This is a genomic window from Phyllobacterium sp. NPDC097923 (assembly GCF_044760925.1).
In the GTDB taxonomy this organism is placed as follows: Bacteria; Pseudomonadota; Alphaproteobacteria; order Rhizobiales; family Rhizobiaceae; genus Phyllobacterium; species Phyllobacterium calauticae.
On the sequence record NZ_JBIWBL010000005.1, the window covers coordinates 174,323 to 190,723 of the forward strand.

Annotated in this window: 13 protein-coding genes and 1 riboswitch; of the genes, 6 read left to right on the forward strand and 7 right to left on the reverse strand. The window is 59.6% G+C overall.

What is annotated here, in order from left to right; translation table 11 throughout:
- Nucleotides 1-46 precede the first annotated feature (46 nt).
- A complete protein-coding gene (locus tag ACIQWS_RS21225) occupies nucleotides 47-976 on the reverse strand; it encodes a sugar ABC transporter substrate-binding protein (protein WP_346307378.1) in 930 nt (309 codons plus the stop codon).
- Nucleotides 977-1,414: 438 nt separating this feature from the next.
- Here ACIQWS_RS21225 and ACIQWS_RS21230 point away from each other — a divergent pair, with 438 nt between their 5' ends.
- Nucleotides 1,415-4,663 (forward strand): glycoside hydrolase domain-containing protein, encoded by a 3,249-nt coding sequence (locus tag ACIQWS_RS21230; protein WP_403184034.1) that lies wholly within the window; start codon nucleotides 1,415-1,417, stop codon nucleotides 4,661-4,663.
- Between the two features lie 73 nt (nucleotides 4,664-4,736).
- On the opposite strand, the gene ACIQWS_RS21235 is transcribed toward ACIQWS_RS21230, so the two are convergent.
- Both ACIQWS_RS21235 and ACIQWS_RS21240 read right to left on the reverse strand, forming a co-directional pair.
- Nucleotides 4,737-5,570: a TIM barrel protein gene (locus tag ACIQWS_RS21235; RefSeq protein ID WP_403184037.1), complete on the reverse strand. Its 834-nt coding sequence runs from the start codon at nucleotides 5,568-5,570 to the stop codon at nucleotides 4,737-4,739.
- Nucleotides 5,571-5,696: 126 nt separating this feature from the next.
- Nucleotides 5,697-6,728: a LacI family DNA-binding transcriptional regulator gene (locus ACIQWS_RS21240; RefSeq protein ID WP_403184040.1), complete on the reverse strand. Its 1,032-nt coding sequence runs from the start codon at nucleotides 6,726-6,728 to the stop codon at nucleotides 5,697-5,699.
- A gap of 161 nt (nucleotides 6,729-6,889) precedes the next feature.
- Here ACIQWS_RS21240 and ACIQWS_RS21245 point away from each other — a divergent pair, with 161 nt between their 5' ends.
- The 5 genes from ACIQWS_RS21245 (at nucleotide 6,890) to purU (ending at nucleotide 11,327) form a co-directional block, all read left to right on the forward strand.
- Nucleotides 6,890-7,984 (forward strand): fatty acid desaturase family protein, encoded by a 1,095-nt coding sequence (locus tag ACIQWS_RS21245; protein WP_403184042.1) that lies wholly within the window; start codon nucleotides 6,890-6,892, stop codon nucleotides 7,982-7,984.
- Between the two features lie 75 nt (nucleotides 7,985-8,059).
- Nucleotides 8,060-8,377 carry a MocE family 2Fe-2S type ferredoxin gene (locus ACIQWS_RS21250; protein ID WP_403184044.1) on the forward strand — a complete coding sequence of 106 codons (318 nt, stop codon included), beginning with the start codon at nucleotides 8,060-8,062 and terminating at the stop codon, nucleotides 8,375-8,377.
- A 2-nt stretch (nucleotides 8,378-8,379) separates the two neighbouring features.
- A complete protein-coding gene (locus tag ACIQWS_RS21255; protein WP_403184046.1) occupies nucleotides 8,380-9,612 on the forward strand; it encodes an NAD(P)/FAD-dependent oxidoreductase in 1,233 nt (410 codons plus the stop codon).
- A gap of 16 nt (nucleotides 9,613-9,628) precedes the next feature.
- Nucleotides 9,629-10,426 (forward strand): 3-methyl-2-oxobutanoate hydroxymethyltransferase, encoded by a 798-nt coding sequence (locus ACIQWS_RS21260; RefSeq protein WP_403184048.1) that lies wholly within the window; start codon nucleotides 9,629-9,631, stop codon nucleotides 10,424-10,426.
- Between the two features lie 4 nt (nucleotides 10,427-10,430).
- The gene (purU, locus tag ACIQWS_RS21265) at nucleotides 10,431-11,327 is read left to right on the forward strand and encodes a formyltetrahydrofolate deformylase (RefSeq protein WP_346307385.1); all 897 of its coding nucleotides are present in this window, start codon (nucleotides 10,431-10,433) and stop codon (nucleotides 11,325-11,327) included.
- Between the two features lie 223 nt (nucleotides 11,328-11,550).
- Here purU and ACIQWS_RS21270 read toward each other — a convergent pair whose 3' ends face one another.
- The 4 genes from ACIQWS_RS21270 to ACIQWS_RS21285 form a co-directional block, all read right to left on the reverse strand.
- On the reverse strand, nucleotides 11,551-12,642 hold the full coding sequence (locus ACIQWS_RS21270; RefSeq protein ID WP_346307370.1) for a hybrid-cluster NAD(P)-dependent oxidoreductase: 1,092 nt from the start codon (nucleotides 12,640-12,642) through the stop codon (nucleotides 11,551-11,553).
- Nucleotides 12,643-12,649: 7 nt separating this feature from the next.
- Complete coding sequence (locus tag ACIQWS_RS21275) at nucleotides 12,650-13,894, reverse strand: aromatic ring-hydroxylating dioxygenase subunit alpha (RefSeq protein WP_288193477.1); 1,245 nt, start codon at nucleotides 13,892-13,894, stop codon at nucleotides 12,650-12,652.
- A 124-nt stretch (nucleotides 13,895-14,018) separates the two neighbouring features.
- A riboswitch (cobalamin riboswitch) is annotated at nucleotides 14,019-14,219 on the reverse strand.
- Between the two features lie 111 nt (nucleotides 14,220-14,330).
- Complete coding sequence (locus ACIQWS_RS21280) at nucleotides 14,331-15,041, reverse strand: DUF1868 domain-containing protein (RefSeq protein WP_403184052.1); 711 nt, start codon at nucleotides 15,039-15,041, stop codon at nucleotides 14,331-14,333.
- An 80-nt stretch (nucleotides 15,042-15,121) separates the two neighbouring features.
- On the reverse strand, nucleotides 15,122-16,399 hold the full coding sequence (locus tag ACIQWS_RS21285) for an L-fuconate dehydratase (RefSeq protein WP_346307369.1): 1,278 nt from the start codon (nucleotides 16,397-16,399) through the stop codon (nucleotides 15,122-15,124).
- Nucleotides 16,400-16,401: the final 2 nt, after the last annotated feature.

Below are 16,401 nucleotides of genomic sequence, written 5' to 3' on the forward strand. Positions count from 1 at the left end.
GGCGGGAACGCGCCCGTAGGCGCGTCCCCGTGCAAGGCGCGGTGCCTTAGTTCTTGGACTGGTACTTCGACAGGTTGTCCGGCGTCACCAGCTCGAAAGGAATATAGACCTTGGTCTCAACCTTTTCGCCCTTCGACAGCTTCAATGCGGCGTCGACCGCACCCTTGCCCTGACCGGCGGCATTCTGGAACACGGTCACGCGGAGATCACCGGCAGCCATGGCAGCGAGCGCATCCTGCGTCGCGTCCACACCGGCAACAATAACCGTGTCCATCTTGCGTCCGGCGGCCTTGAGAGCCTGGATCGCGCCGATGGCCATTTCGTCATTGTTGGAAATGACGGCATCGAATTCCAGACCTGCGGAGAGCCAGTTGGTCATGAGGTCGGCACCCTGGGTGCGCGACCAGTTGGCGGTCTGCTCCTCGACGATGGTAAGGCCCTTGCACTCATCCGTGGCAATGACGTCGTGAATGTCCTTCGTGCGCTGGCGCGCCGCCTGGTTGGACAGCTCGCCCATCATGACAACGACTTTGCCCTTGCCCTTCAGGAGCTTGCAGACTTCCTTGGTTTCCAGCGTGCCGGACTCGACTTCGTTGGATGCAACAAAGGCCTGCTTTGCCGGCAGTTCGTTGACGTTGACCGGCTCGCGGTTGACATAGACCAGCGGAATGCCCGCTGCGGTCGCCAGCTTCGACATGGCGGCTGTCGCGTCCGTATCCACCGCGTTGACGATGATGGCATCGACCTTCGAGGCGATGAAGTTCTGGATCTGGCTCTGCTGCTTGGCAACGTCGTTCTGCGCGTCTTCCACCTGCAGCTTCACGCCATTCAGCGTCTTGGCATAGTCCTGCATGCCATTGCGCAGGACTGTCAGGAAGTTGTCGTCGAACTGCGCCATCGACACGCCAATATTGGCGGCCAATGCCGACGTGCTCATCAAGGCTGCAACAGCCACGCTCAATATCAGTTTTTTCATTTCGTCTCCTCCACATGGTGCCCGGCCACACCGTCCTGATCCGGAAGCTCCGCGAACGTCGGCATCGTAGCCACGCAACCCCTGCTGCCAGCGATGCCTCTGCCCCTAGAGTGCGCGAAACGTCGCGCAAACTTTTCTGGACTTGTCATACGGAATATAAAAACCGTCGCATCCAGTTTCTGAAATATTTATTCCATTTTCTCAAGACGGCGTCAAGCGGGGTTCGTGAAAACCAGGCAATGATTGAGGGGTAAATTTTGCACAGCTGCGCAACCGGATTGCCTGTCTTCAACGCCGGTTTTTACCCTCACATCAGGTATTCTTCAGACTTATTGATAATTGACCCGCATCCTGAATTGATAAAATTATCGCTTTCAATCGTTTTAAATCGACTTTGGAGGGGCCGATTTGGGCGAGGCTTGCCAGCGGCGACGACATTTGCAGCTGCATTCCATTTTCAACGACAAAAAATTTTGGGAGGACATTATGAGATTAAAGGCACCGCTTATTGCGGGCTTGTTCAGCTGCGTCGCATTGGTGGGTTGTACCGGCTCGGATAACAAGGACACTGTGGCATCCCAGGGAACGTTCGGCGGAGTAGCCAAGGACCTGAACACGCAGGCATCTCAACCATCGGACACAATCAGCCAAGCAGTACAGGTCAAACAAGCTCAGGGCGATGCCGACATTGCGGCTTTGCGAGTAACGCTTGGCGAGGTCCAGCAAACCCTGAAGACTCTGGAAGCCGGCGTAACCGCAGCGAAGACGGAAAACGACCTTACCAAATTGCGGCGGTTCAATCTTCCGCAGGCAGAAGACGATGCCGCCGCACTTGCACTGAAACTGGGTGACATCGGCCCGTCCAAATTTAACCCGTTGATGGCATACGCAGAGAACCTGCAACAGCGTATCGGTGTGTTGCAGACCAATTTCCCGCTGGTGGCGGCTGACAGGGCCCGCCTGCAGAATTTGGCCGGCGACCTTGAAAAAGCCAAGACTGATCTGATTGCCGCCAGTACCAAATTCGACACAGACCGCGCCGCTCTCGCATCAGCGAATGATGCTATCCGGCAACTGCTGGAAACGGTGAAAACCAAAGCCGATGCAGCATCGATTACAGCGCTGACAGACCAGATCGTCAGTCTGTCAATCGCGATTGAAGCGCTGAAGAGAAGCAGCGGCGGTGCAACCAAGGACCTCAGCCCGCGCCTGGCTGCATTGGACAACGCACTTGACAGCCTGCAACCGCGATCTGAGTCTGACATGGCGCTGGCCCAGTTTGTCAATCTCTTCATTGGCACGACCAATACCGATAGCGGCGGCGGTCATTCCGGCAACGTCAACCCCGGCGCACAGACACCCTTCGGCATGGTCAGCTTCGGACCGGACACGAAGGGCAGCGGCGGCGAGTTTGGCGTGGGATCAGGTGGGTATTATTACGACGATGCGGCAATTCAGTATTTCAGCATGACCCATCTGAACGGTCCCGGCTGCCGCAGCCAGGGCGCGGTCGCCATGCTGCCGCAGGAAACTGCTGGCCCGATATCGAGCAACGGCGCAAGATACAACCACACCGACGAACGAGCCCGGCCCGGCTACTACCGGGTCAAATTCAACAACATCATCAGCGAACTGACCGCAACGACGAGAACCGGCATGGCGCGTTTCTCCTACGCCGACAAGGACAAGGCTTTCCTCGTCATTGACGCCACGCTCAACAACCGAGCAAAAACGAGAGACTTAAATAAGCTTGCCAATCTTGCCACAATCACCTTGGGCGAGGATAAAAGAACGATTTCCGGCAAAGCTTTAGCCGGGAGCTTCTGTGGCGGAACATGGGATCAGCCCGTCTATTTCCATGCCGTCTTCGACAAACCCTTGAAGAACACATCTTCGGTCAAAGACGGTGCAGCCACTCTGCAATTCGATCTGACCGATACTGATAAAGCCGTCCAGGTCAAAATCGGCATTTCATCAGTCAGTGCTGACAATGCCAGGAAGAATCTTGAGGCCGAGAACAATGGCTGGTTATTCGAAACCGTCAGCCAGCAATCACGCTATACTTGGAACAAGCGCCTCAATACCATCCAGATCGGTCTTGCCAAAGCTGAGGAACAAGTAAAGCTGACATCGGACCAACAGCAGCGCGCAGTAGCCAATCTGACAAAATTCTACACGGCGTTTTACCGCGTTTACAGCGGGCCTACGATCTTCAGCGATGTCAACGGCGACTACCGCAGCATGAAACAGACGTTGCCGTTCCCGGCAAAGGACACTCTGCCTGACCGCATAACCGAGAACGTGGCCAATTACAAATTCGCGTTGGACGGCAAGGAAAGCGGCTACAAGACGCATTATTCCGGCTTCTCCATGTGGGACACCTACCGTTCCGCCGCGCAACTGGTGGCTCTTGTCGCTCCGGATGAAGCCAGCGAGATGATGCAATCGCTTGTTGCCGACGCGCAGCAATGCGGTGCATTTCCGCATTGGGTGAATGGCAGCGAGGACACCATCCCCATGCAGGGCGATCACGCCCTTAACGTTATCGCCGGATCCTACATGTTCGGGGCCCGGAAATTCGACCTGACCAAAGCCCGCAAATACATGGAACAATCCACGTCGGATCCCAAAAGCACCTGCAATGACAAGCTCAGCGTCGGACGCGATGCCGACAAACCTGCGTTGCCGGACTATCTGAAACTTGGTTACATCGCTACCGATGCAGCCGCAAAGTGGCATGCATCTTCTGCCACCATTGAAATGACAACCAGCGATCGATCCGCCGGGGCCTTCCTTGCCAGTCTGCCCGCATCGGCAGGTGTTGGTCCCGGCACCATTCAGAACCTGTTCAAACGCGCATCCAACTGGCTGAACATTTTTGACATAAGCCAGAAGAAACTGCGCGCCAAAAACATTGCGGGCCAATGGTATGCTGACCAATCGCGAGACGGCGATTTCCACGAATCGACGGAGGAAAATTACATTTGGGCATTTGCCCATGACTGGACCGCGCTCATCGACAAGCTCGGCGGCAAGGATGCGGCCATCGCACGGCTGAACAAGCTGTTTTCCATCCCTGCACTCTCAGAATTCAACGATACAAGCCGCGAGCCTACTCCAAAGAGCCTGAACGACGGTGAAAAATCCTCAAAATACTACATCGGCAATGAACCGGCCTTTCAGACACCGTGGGCCTACAACTGGGCGGCTGCACCGAAATATGCGCAATACATCATTCCGGTGATCATGAATAAAAACTTCTCCATTAACGTCGGCGGATTGCCCGGCAATGATGACATGGGGGCGACATCGGCATGGTATGTCTGGGCGGCCCTCGGGCTTTACCCGGTCATCCCGTCTGCACCCGGGCTGGCAGTATCCACGCCGCAATTCTCCGACATCACTGTCCGGCTTGGGAACGATAAAGAACTTCACATCAATACCGACAAGGATGCGATGCTCGACAATGTCCGTTACATCGGTGAAATGAAGCTCAATGACACGCCCTATCAGGGTCTGTGGCTGCCCCTCGACAAGATCAGAGACGGCGGCAAATTGAACTTCAAGCTGTCAGCGACGCCAACGGCATGGGGCGAAGATGACAGTCTTGTTCCGCCCTCGGGGCCGGGCGCCGATTACAGCAAGTCCACAGCCAAACCGCCCGCGGGTGCGCAAATCATCCCGTAGAGTGATGAAATTTCTGACCTTGAAAACCGGCGCCGGCTCACCCCGGCGCCCACTTTTTGGCAGCCGTCAACGATCAGGATTGAGCAAGACCATTCTTTACCGCGGTCATGCTTGTCCTGATCGCCCCAGCCGGATCGTCCAACCGCTGCACCTCCTCGGCGAACGGCTCGAACGAGAACAGCCCCGCATAACCCCCGGCCAGAAGCGCGCGGATCTGCGCGATGTTGCCGAGGCGATCCTGCCCATCGACGAGGACGCGATGCGAATCGCGCATGTCGCCGATGGAGATGGCGGCATCGGTGACGCCTGAAATATGAACGAGGCCGGTCCATTGCGGAAAGAGCGCCGGTTCCCCGGCGAGATGGTGGTGGAAAGTATCGTGAACGATCCGGAACGTGTCCTGCCCGCCAATGTCCTCGATGGCCTCGATGGCCTCGCGTTTTGAGCGCAGCGAACAGATTTCAAAGCCGAGCGGTTCGACGAACCCGAGCAGCCCCCGCGCCTCCAGGATCGGCTTGAGCGCTGTCAGCGCCGCACGCAGACTCTTCTGCCGCGCGCCGTCCTCCTGACCGGTCCCGTCATTGACCGGCACCAGAACGAGAGCCGCCGCGCCTGCATCCCTGGCATAATCGGCGAGTTCAATGGCTTCCTTTTCGCGCTCGGGCGTCCATTCATTGAAGCGCTGCAGCGCATTGATCGTCGCGATCTTCACCCCGGCCTCCGCCGCCTGCGCGCGAATATCCGCAGCCGGCGTTCCGTCGATGATGGCATTGCCGGTGAGATCGTTGCGGATTTCCACGTCCTGCACACCGATGGCGCGCGCCAGCTGGAAGAAAGCCTGCGGCCGCAACGCCGGCGTGACCATGTGATTGATTGCAAAAACCGGTGCGGAACGCGTCGCGCTCATCGGAAAACCTCCCAGGAATGAAATGCCAGCACAATGCCGGCGCCGCGCGAAACATCTGTTCCATTCAGCGGTCAGTCAATCGTTCTTGTCAGTCAGAAACTATCATTTCTGATAGATTCGGCTGTTTCAGATGTTTTCAGGCAGATAAATATCGAACGGCAGAAAGGTTTGTCCCGGCGTATTGGCCGCGCCGGTTTCGATGACATGGCCCATCAGCTCCACCAGTTCGCGGCAGAGACGCGGCAGCGGGGTGGCAATGGCCATCGTGACGACATTGTCAGCCAGCGCCGCGCGTGATTCCGGCGTGATTTCATTGCAGATCATCACCGGTGGCTCCGGCAGAATGCTCTCGCGCAGGGCAGCAATCGCCCCTTCCATGCCGCCACCAGCGACATAACACCCCGCCAGATCCGGATGGTGTTCCAAAAGATTGAGCATCGCCTCGTGCGTGATCTGCCGTGTCTCCAGATTGATCAGCGTATCGAGCACGGTAAACTCGGGCGCTTCTTCGCGAAAGAACGAGCGGAAGCCGATTTCCCGCAGCTCATGCCCCTGAAACCGGTGACTGCCGACAAAGATCGCCACCTTGCCCGGACGGTGCGCCGTTTTGGCGATCATCCAGGCCGCCGTGCGTCCCGCCTTGCGGTTGTTCAGGCCGACATAGCCCTCGCGCACACCGGCGGCGAAATCGGACAGCAGGGAGAATACGGCAATGCCTTTCGCCTTCAGTTCTTCGATCACGGCGGTGATCGATGGATGGTCCGGCGCAACGAGCGCGACCGACTGCGTGCGCCCGGCCAGCGACCGCAGCTTGACGATGATATCCTCCGGCGCCAGCGACGGGCAGAAGTCGACGACCGGCACGCCGCGAAAATGCGGCGCCGCATGCACCGCCTGATCGATTTCCCGGGCAAAATCCTGATAAAAATGCTGGCCGGACTTCTGCAGGAGAAAACCCAGCCTGTATTCCGGCAGTTCCTGCCGCATGCGCTGGCGGATAAGCCCCGCCGCGTGATAGCCGATGCTGTTGGCAGCGTCATAGACGCGCCGCGCCGTTTCCTCGCGCACGGGCAGGCGGTTGTTGAGCACGCGGTCCACCGTCGCCACGCTGACCCCGGAAACCCGGGCAAGATCGGCAATTGTCGGTCTGTTGGCCATATCGCCTCGAATGATAGATTCTATCATAAACCGTATCATCCAATGATGGAGATTGATAGGATTTTATCATCGCGAATTGAGCATGCCCCCTGCCATCGCTACACTTCTCCCATCGGGCCGCAGTGTTTGAAGTGTGTGCCGAAGGATTGGGAGGTCCTGCCATGGACGCAGCATTACCTGCATCACGCGATTACAGCCTCGTTGGCCGCGATTCACAGCGCGCCATCGAGACCGGGCTGGCCGCCGCCGAGTGGTATCACACTGATGTGCCGCGCAAGGCCATGAAGGAGCTGATGAAGCGCGAGGACGGGCCGGCCATACGCGACACGGCGATCTGGCTCGGCAGCATGGTTGTCCTTGCCGGGCTGGGCATTGTTCTCTGGGGCACGATCTGGTGCATCCCCGTCTTTCTCGCCTATGGCGTGCTCTACGGTTCTGCTTCGGATTCGCGCTGGCACGAATGCGGCCACGGCACCGCCTTCAAGACCCGCTGGATGAACGATACGGTCTATCAGATCGCCTGCTTCATGATCATGCGCAATCCGGTGACCTGGCGCTGGAGCCATGCGCGTCACCACACCGACACGGTCATCGTCGGCCGCGACCCGGAGATTGCCGTCATGCGCCCGCCCGATCTCGTCCGCATCCTCCTGAATTTCTTCGGCCTTCTCGATGCATGGCATGCGGTTGCGGATATGCTGCGCAACGCCGCCGGGTTTGTCAGCGCCGGGGAAAAGAGCTTCATTCCCGCGCAGGAGCAGCACAAGGTCGTGCGCTTCGCCCGCATCTGGCTGGCGATCTATGCCGCCACCATTGCGCTGGCCGTGTACACAGGCTCGATCCTGCCGCTGATGCTGGTCGGCCTGCCCCGCCTGTATGGCGCGTGGCACCATGTCCTGACCGGCCTGCTCCAGCATGGCGGGCTTGCGGACAATGTCATCGATCACCGCCTCAACAGCCGCACGGTACTGATGAACCCGGTCAGCCGCTTCATCTACTGGAACATGAATTATCACGTCGAGCATCACATGTTTCCCATGGTGCCCTATCATGCGCTGCCACGCCTGCATGCCATGATCAGGCACGACCTGCCCGCCCCCAATCCGTCCATCCTCGACGGCTACCGCGAGATGATCCCCGCCTTCCTGCGCCAGCTGCGCAATGAAGACTATTACCTCAGGCGTGAATTGCCGCTGACGGCAAAACCCTATCGCGAGGAATTCCACGGCTACGATGCCCGCGCTGCAGCGGAATAGAATTGGTAAGAAAAAGCTTACAAACAAGACCAATGAGCAGGGCCTGTGCGGCTCTTGCCAAAGGGAGGAAAGAGCATGAGCGACTGGATTGAGGCCTGCACGGCGGACGATATCGACGAGGAGGATGTCATGCGTTTCGACCACGCGGGCCGGACCTTTGCGATCTATCGCAGCCCCGATGACGAATTCTTCGCCACCGACGGGCTTTGCACCCATGAGCATATCCATCTGGCCGACGGGCTCGTCATGGACGATATCATCGAGTGTCCCAAGCACAATGGCCGCTTCAACTACAAGACCGGCCAGGCCAAGGGTGCGCCGGTCTGCGTCAATCTGAAGACCTATCCGGTGAAAGTCGAGGACGGCAAGGTCCTCATCCAGCTGGCTTCCTGACGATGACCGCCGGTATGGTCATCATCGGCGGCGGCGAATGCGGCGCCCGCGCCGCCTTCGCGCTGCGGGAGAACGGATATGCCGGGCCGGTCACGCTGATCGGCGCGGAAAAACACCTTCCCTATGAACGGCCGCCTTTGTCCAAGGACACCATGGTTTCACCGGAGCATCCCGTCGCCAGAACCATCGCGGGAGAGGACCGGTTCGCCGAACAGGATATCCGCTACGTTGCGAGCACGACCGCGATTGGAATAGACCGGGAAGCGAAGGACGTCATCTTCGCCGGTGGCAAACGTCTTGCCTATGACCGGCTGCTGCTCGCGACGGGTGCCGTCCCCCGCCCGCTGCCGCTGGCGGCGGCAAGCAGGCATTGCACCTGTCTGCGCAGCTATGACGACGCGCTGGCCATCCGCGCGCACCTTCAGCCGGGCGCACGCATTGTCATTGTCGGCGGCGGCTTCATCGGCCTTGAACTTGCGGCCAGTGCGCGCCAGCGCGGCGCCGTGGTTACCGTGCTCGAAACCCAGGCGCGCATTCTGATGCGCGGCGTACCGGAGGAAATCGCCGGAGTCATCGCGGCACGTCACCGGCAGGAAGGCGTTCTCATCCGCTGCGGCGTTGCCATTGCAGCGATCGCCGACCGGGAAGCCAGCGTCACCATGACGCTTGCCGATGGTGAAAAGCTTGAGGCGGACCTCGCCGTCATCGGCATCGGCGCCCTTCCGGTTACGGCCCTCGCCGAGGCAGCCGGTCTGGAAACCGCCAATGGCATCCTCGTCAATGCGCATCTGCAGACGAGCGACCCGGATATTTTTGCTGCCGGCGATTGCTGTGCGTTTCCGCTTGCCCTCTATGGCGGTCGCCAGGTGCGGCTGGAAGCGTGGCGCAATGCGCAGGAACAGGGCACGCTCGCCGCCCGCAACATGCTTGGGCTTTGCGAGCCGCATCGCGCCGTTCCGTGGTTCTGGTCCGATCAGTACGAGTTGGGGCTGCAGGTGGCCGGGCTTGCCGACGAGGGTATCAGGACAATCCACCGGGATCTCGGCGACGGCGCGTTCATCCTGTTCCATCTCGCGGCGGATGGACGCCTTGTCGCTGCCAGCGGCATTGGTCCTGGCAACAGCGTCGCCCGGGATATCCGGCTGGCGGAAATGCTGATTGCCCGCAGCGCCTGTCCCGATCAGGTTCATCTTGCCGCTCCGGACATCAAACTCAAATCGCTGCTCGCAGCCTGAAACGGACGGAGACACCATGACCAGCAAACGCCCCACGGTGGCGGACATTCTCGCAATGAAGGGCCGTCGCCAGCTGACCATGCTGCGGGTCGAAACGCTTGAAGAGGCGGAAGCCGCCGAACGCGCGCGGGTCGATATCCTGTCCGTGCCGCCGGCGCTGCTCTCTCCCGCCTTCCGCGATGCGGCGCCATCCTGTTTCACTATTCCCGGCCTTGAATACGGCGATTTCATCACAGCGGAAGATTACCTGCGCGCCGCCTTTTGCGCCTTGCGCGCAGGCGGTGATGCCGTCTATTGCGCGGCCAGCCTGTCAACCATCCGGCGCATGCGCGATGAAGGCATTCCTGTCTGCGGCCATGTCGGCCTGATCCCGTCAAAGGCGACCTGGACCGGCGGCTTCAAAGCTGTCGGCAAGACGGCGCAAAGCGCGCTCGACATCTGGCGCCAGACCAAGGCGCTGGACGAGGCCGGGGCCTTTGCCGCCGAAATCGAGGTGGTGCCGGTGGCGGTTGCAACCGCCATTTCCGAGCGCACCTCGCTGTTCATGATTTCCATGGGCGCAGGTGCCGGCTGCGATGCGCAATATCTCTTCGCCGAGGATATTCTTGGATCGAACCGCGGCCATTATCCGCGCCATGCCAAGACCTACCGCAACTTTTCTGCCGAATATGACCGCCTGCAGCAGGAAAGGGTCGCAGCCTTTTCCGAGTTTGTCGCAGACGTGCACGCAAAAAACTATCCGGCAGCCGAACATGTGGTTGGAATTCCGCATGACGAACTGGACCGTTTTCTCAAAGAGCTTCCTGGAGTTTGAACCGATGGATCATCAGTCCCCCACCTCGCCCGTAACCCGTCAGCCCTCTGATTATACGCACGGTTTCGTCCTCACCCTGTCGTGCGAAGACAAGCCGGGGATCGTGGCATCGGTGACGACGGAGCTGGCGGCGCTGGATGCCAATATCGCCGAGAGCAACCAGTTCTGGGACCGCCAGACCAACCGCTTCTTCATGCGCATCGCCTTTGCCGCCTCGGAGGAAACCTCCAAGGACGATGTCGAGCGGGCGCTGAAACCCGCCATCGAGCGCTTCGGCATGAAGACCACGCTGATCGATCAGGCCAAGAAGCCGAAGATCGTCATCATGGTGTCGAAGTTCGACCATGCGCTGTTGCACCTGTTCTACCAGATCAAGGTCGGCTGGCTCGATGCGGAAGTGGCCGCCATCGTCTCCAACCACGAGGACAGCCGCCGCTTTGCCGAGCATGAGGGCATCCCCTACCATGTGCTGCCCGTGTCCAAGGACAACAAGACGGCGCAGGAGGAGGCGCTGCTGAAGATCGTCAAGGACACCGGCGCCGATCTCGTCATCCTCGCCCGCTACATGCAGGTTCTGTCGGACAATCTGTCAAAACGGCTGTTCGGCAAGGTGATCAACATCCACCATTCGTTCCTGCCGAGCTTCAAGGGGGCAAAGCCCTATCACCAGGCGTTCGAGCGCGGGGTGAAGCTGATCGGCGCGACGGCGCATTATGTCACGCCCGACCTCGACGAGGGCCCGATCATCGAGCAGGAGACCGAGCGGGTCAGCCATGCCATGAGCGCCGAGGACTTTGTCGCCACCGGCCGCGATATCGAGAGCCGGGTGCTCGCCCGTGCCGTCAAGAAGCACCTCGAATCCCGCGTCATGCTCAACGGCCACAAGACCGTGGTGTTTTAGGCACAGGCATTTTTTACGGTGCGTGGTGCGTGGTTCGACAAGCTCACCATGAGGGAGGATGAGGACTTCAGGGAGTCATATCCTGCAATCCTTGTGATTAAGCATTGCAGCCCAACCCTCTCCCTCATGGTGAGCTTGTCGAACCACGCACAATCGCAATGCCAGCCTTCCCTGCCAGTTATTGCCTGCACTTCAGAGCGGAGAATACCTCAAAAGGTGGCGCTCAGGCCTCGATCTCCACATTGCCGAGGGGTTTCGTGCAGCAGGCAAGGACAAATCCCTCGTCGATCTCCTCGTCGAGAATGCCGCCATTGTGATCCATCTCGGACTTGCCCGAGAGTTTCATCACCTTGCACGTGCCGCACAGGCCGGATTCGCAGGCCGCTGCAATGCGGATACCGGCGCCGCGCGCCGCCTTGAGGATCGTATCCCCCGGCATGCACGGCACGTCCATGCCCGACATGGAAAAGGTGATCGTCGCCGATGCTTCCACGGCGTCGGTGGACATCACATCGAAGGCGGGCAAGACGGGTTCTGCGGCAGGACCGAAGCTTTCCTGATGATACCGCGCCATGTCGAAACCGCTGGCTTCGAGCATGCCGCGCACATCGCGCATGAAACTTTCCGGACCGCAGCAGAAGATCGTCCTGTCCTTGAAATCGGGTGACAGTAGCGGCAGCTTGGGCGCTTCCAACCGCCCGCGGATACCGGTCCACACCTGCCCCATCTCATGTTCCTTGATCAGGAACGACAGTTTCAGGTTGGGCATGCAGTTTGTCAGATATTCCAGTTCCCGGCGGAAAATGATGTCGCTGGGCCGGCGGGCGCAGGTGACGAAGCTGATATCGCTCTGCGGGGCGCAATCATGCATCCAGCGGGTCATCGACATCATCGGCGTGATGCCGGACCCGGCCGAGATGAACAGGTACTTTTCCCCCGGATGCCTGCGCATGGAGAAATCGCCGAGCGGACCGAAGGCCTTCAGCCGCATGCCGGGGGTCAGGTGATCCAGCATCCAGCGGGTGCCGATGCTGTTCTCCTGTGCCTTGACCGTCACGGCGATGGTGAAGGGCCGTGACGGGCTGGAGGAGAGCGTATAGGTGCGCAGGACGGCTTCGGGCTGCACCGGCAGCTCGAAGGTCATGAACTGGCCCGGCTCGTAGCGGAACCAGTTCTGGTTGTCGGAACGGAATGTGAAGGTCTTCACATTCGGCGCTTCCTCGATGATCGACAGACACTCCAGCAGATGCAGCCGGTCATTCCATGGCTGCATCTGGTCAAGGTGCGGGTAAGACTGAGGAACGCCCATGTTCATTGTGTACCTATGCTACCTTGCTGAGCCGCGTATCGCCGCCGGAGAGACGCTCTTCCATGAACCTGCAGTACCATTCGAGGAATTGCAGCACGCCGCCTTCATGCTCGGGCGAATAGGGTCCGGGCTCATAGGCGGGCGAGCGGATGCCGAAGGCATTTTCCTCGACGATCCGGCGGTCCTGGTCATTGGTCTCGAGCCAGACATGCGTCAGTTCCTCGATGGTGTAATCCACGCCCTCGACCGCATCCTTGTGCACCAGCCATTTGGTGGTGACCTGCGTTTCATCCGGGCCGAGCGGCAGCACACGGAAGGAAATGGCATGGTCGCCGAGGATATGGTTCCAGGTGGTCGGGTAATGGAACAGCAGCAGCGAGCCGATCTGCTTCTCGTTGACGCTGTCGCTGAGCTGCCGGCCGACGGCGCGGCGCCCGCTCATCGTGTAGCTTTCCGCATCGCGCAGCAGCGGCACACGGGTGGCGCGGTACTGGCCGTCATCGGACATGCGGAAAATGCTGGGCAGGCCTGCCGCTTCGCAGCGCTGCCAGTGCGCGGCAATCTCCGGATCGTCGGCGGCGCCCTGGACACCGCTTACGCTCGGCGCTTCCGGGAAAGTCTTGCACAGCTCGGGATGATTGGCCACGCAGTGATAGCACTCGCGGTTGTTTTCCCAGACCAGCTTCCAGTTGCCCTTTTCGACGATGGTGCTCTGATAGGCCACCTTGGTTTCGGTGAGGTGGTGCGGCGCGAGATAGGGTTCGATCAGTGCGCGCGTCGCGCTGAAATCGACAGGATTCTGCGCCAGGCAGATGAAGATGTAACCGCCGACGCTTTCGCACTGCACCGGCTTCAGGCTGTGCTGGCTGGCGTCGAAATCATCGCCCATCTGGCGGGCGAACAGCAGGCGCCCGTCAAGCTCGTAGGTCCACTGGTGATAGGGGCAGACGAGCTTGGCCGACGTGCCGCGCTCAGCCGAGCAGACGCGCGAGCCGCGATGGCGGCAGGAATTGTGAAAAGCCCGGATCTGGCCCTGGCGGTCGCGCACGATGACCACGGGATAGTCGCCGACCTGCACCGTGAAGAAGTTGCCGGGCTTGGCGACTTCGCAATCATGGCCGATGAACAGCCAGTCGCGATAAAAGATGTTCTCCATATCCAGCCGGAAATAATCCGGATCGGAATAGAAAGACTGTTCAAGGCCGTAGCCGGGTTTCCGGTTTCTCAGGTTCCGGAGCAGTTCGTTGCGTATATCCATGTCGTGTCCTCGCCTCGATGTTGCGAAAGAACTGACTGGTGGTGACGGAGGAAGAACGCCTGCACGGCCAGCCACCGGCTGGTGCCCGCACAGAATCATGCTCCTTGATCGCCCACCGCGATCAGTCGGTTTTCAGTACCGAGGCTGGTTTCCGGGCTCTGGAGTTGCCGTATCGGCTGTCACGACGCCTTCCCGGGGTTGTGACCCAGTGGCTGTTATGCCGTGTTTCACTCCACTACCGTTGCGGGGGCAGCGCCGGGTTTCCGACCGGCTTCCCAATTCTCCGCTTCCCTAGAAAAGCGGCACCTCAAGTGCCCCGATAAAAGCATCCGGCACCCAAAAAGAATAGGTGCGGAAACGACATCGCATTTACGTAAGACGACACGCCGGGCGCGTGTACACTATGTCGCAGATTGGCGATCAAACGGCCTCTGGTTCAATCCAGAACCACCAGTTCCTCGAAATGATTCATATCGACAAAACTGCACAATGCGGGCGCATTCAACGCAATGACCGGCGATTCACGCCGGATGAATGCTAGGCAATCATCCAGAAGTTCCTGCCAGGCCCCGAGCCTTTCATCCGGGAACCGCGCGATCGGATAGGCCAGCGTGATGTGGAAGACATAGGTGTCGTGATCAGGATGCCGGTAACCGAACGGCACGGCCAGTTCATCGCGCCAGGCGCGCATGATGCGCTCGTCATATTCACTGGCGCCCGCCACGGTCAGACCTGCCGGCGTGACATCGATCACCTCCACGTTGAACGGCCCGCATCCCTCGAAATCCCGCAGGCGATCCACATAAAGCCGCGTCATGTCGTCGATGCTTGTCTCCAATGGAACATCATCCGGCCAATAGGACGGGCGGCGGCGATATTCGATAATGCCCTGAAACAGCGTCATGTGCAGGCTGGAGACGGGGGTAAAGGCCAGTTGCCCGGCATCGGGCATCGCCAGCATCCGGTCGCGCACGGCAATGACCGAGCCTTCCGACTCGGACCCCTTCACGAGATGGCAGACCACCGTATTGCCAGGTTCCGGCTGAAAGACGCCCGCGCTGTTGTAGCGCCGGCCAAGATGCACCGGTGGTTCCGGGTGCAGGCTGGCGGCAAAGCGGGCAAGCGAAGGCTTGATCAGATCGAGCATGGGAACCCCGTGACGAGAAAAGACAATGCAATCGCCATAGGACAGCTCTTTGTCAGACTGATGAAGCCCCGCCCCTTTTCCTATGGCCGGTGGAGATATTCCTTGATCGACGCCTGTTTCATTTCAATCGAGAAACCCGGCAGCGACGGTGGCATATAGGCGGCATCCCGGATATGGCAGGGATCGACAAAATGTTCGTGCAGATGGTCGACATATTCGATCACCCGGCCCTCCTTCGTCCCCGACACGGCGATATAGTCGATCATCGACAGATGCTGCACATATTCGCACAGGCCGACACCGCCCGCATGCGGCCAGACAGGAAGCTCATATTTGGCGGCAATCAGCAGCACGGCGAGCACTTCGTTCAGACCGCCCATGCGGCACGAATCGATCTGCACCACGTCGATGGCGCCTTCGGCGATGAACTGCTTGAACATGATGCGGTTCTGGCACATCTCGCCGGTCGCGACCTTCACCGGCTTGATTGCCTGCCGGATCTTGCGGTGGCCCGCCACGTCATCCGGGCTGGTCGGCTCTTCGATGAAGAACGGCTTGACGAAGGCAAGCTTGTTGACCCAATCGATGGCCTCGCCCACTTCCCAGACCTGATTGGCATCGATCATCAGGATACGGTCCGGCCCGATGACCTCACGGGCAATGGTCAGGCGGCGGATATCGTCTTCAAGATCGCGGCCGACCTTCATCTTGATGTGGTTGAAACCGGCATCAACGGCTTCCTGGCAGAGGCGGCGCAGCTTTTCATCGGAATAGCCGAGCCAGCCTGCCGATGTGGTGTAGCAGGGATAGCCTTCCGCCTGCAGCGTGGCGATCCGCTCCTTCTTGCCGTTCTCCGCCTTGCGCAGGATGGCGAGCGCCTCCTCGCGCGTCAGCACGTCGGTCAGGTAGCGGAAGTCGACGATATCGACGATTTCTTCCGGCGTCATTTCGCCGACCAGCTGCCAGACCGGCTTTCCCGCCTCCTTGGCAAGCAAGTCCCAGACCGCATTGACCACCGCACCCGTCGCCAGATGCATCGCGCCCTTGTCGGGCCCGATCCAGCGCAACTGGCTGTCGCCGGTGATGAAATGCCAGAAACGGCCGGGATTTTCCTTCACCCAGTCCAGTTCCAGCCCGACGACGAGATGCTTCATCGCTTCAATCGCCAGGCAGCAGATTTCATTGCCGCGACCGATGGTGAAGGTCAGCCCATGGCCGGACAAAGCCTTGTTGTCCGTATCGAGGATGACATAGGCGGCGGAATAATCCGGGTCCGGGTTCATGGCGTCCGATCCATCCAGACTCTGCGAGGTGGGAAAGCGGACGTCGAAGACGCGAAGATCGGTAATGCGGGTCACAA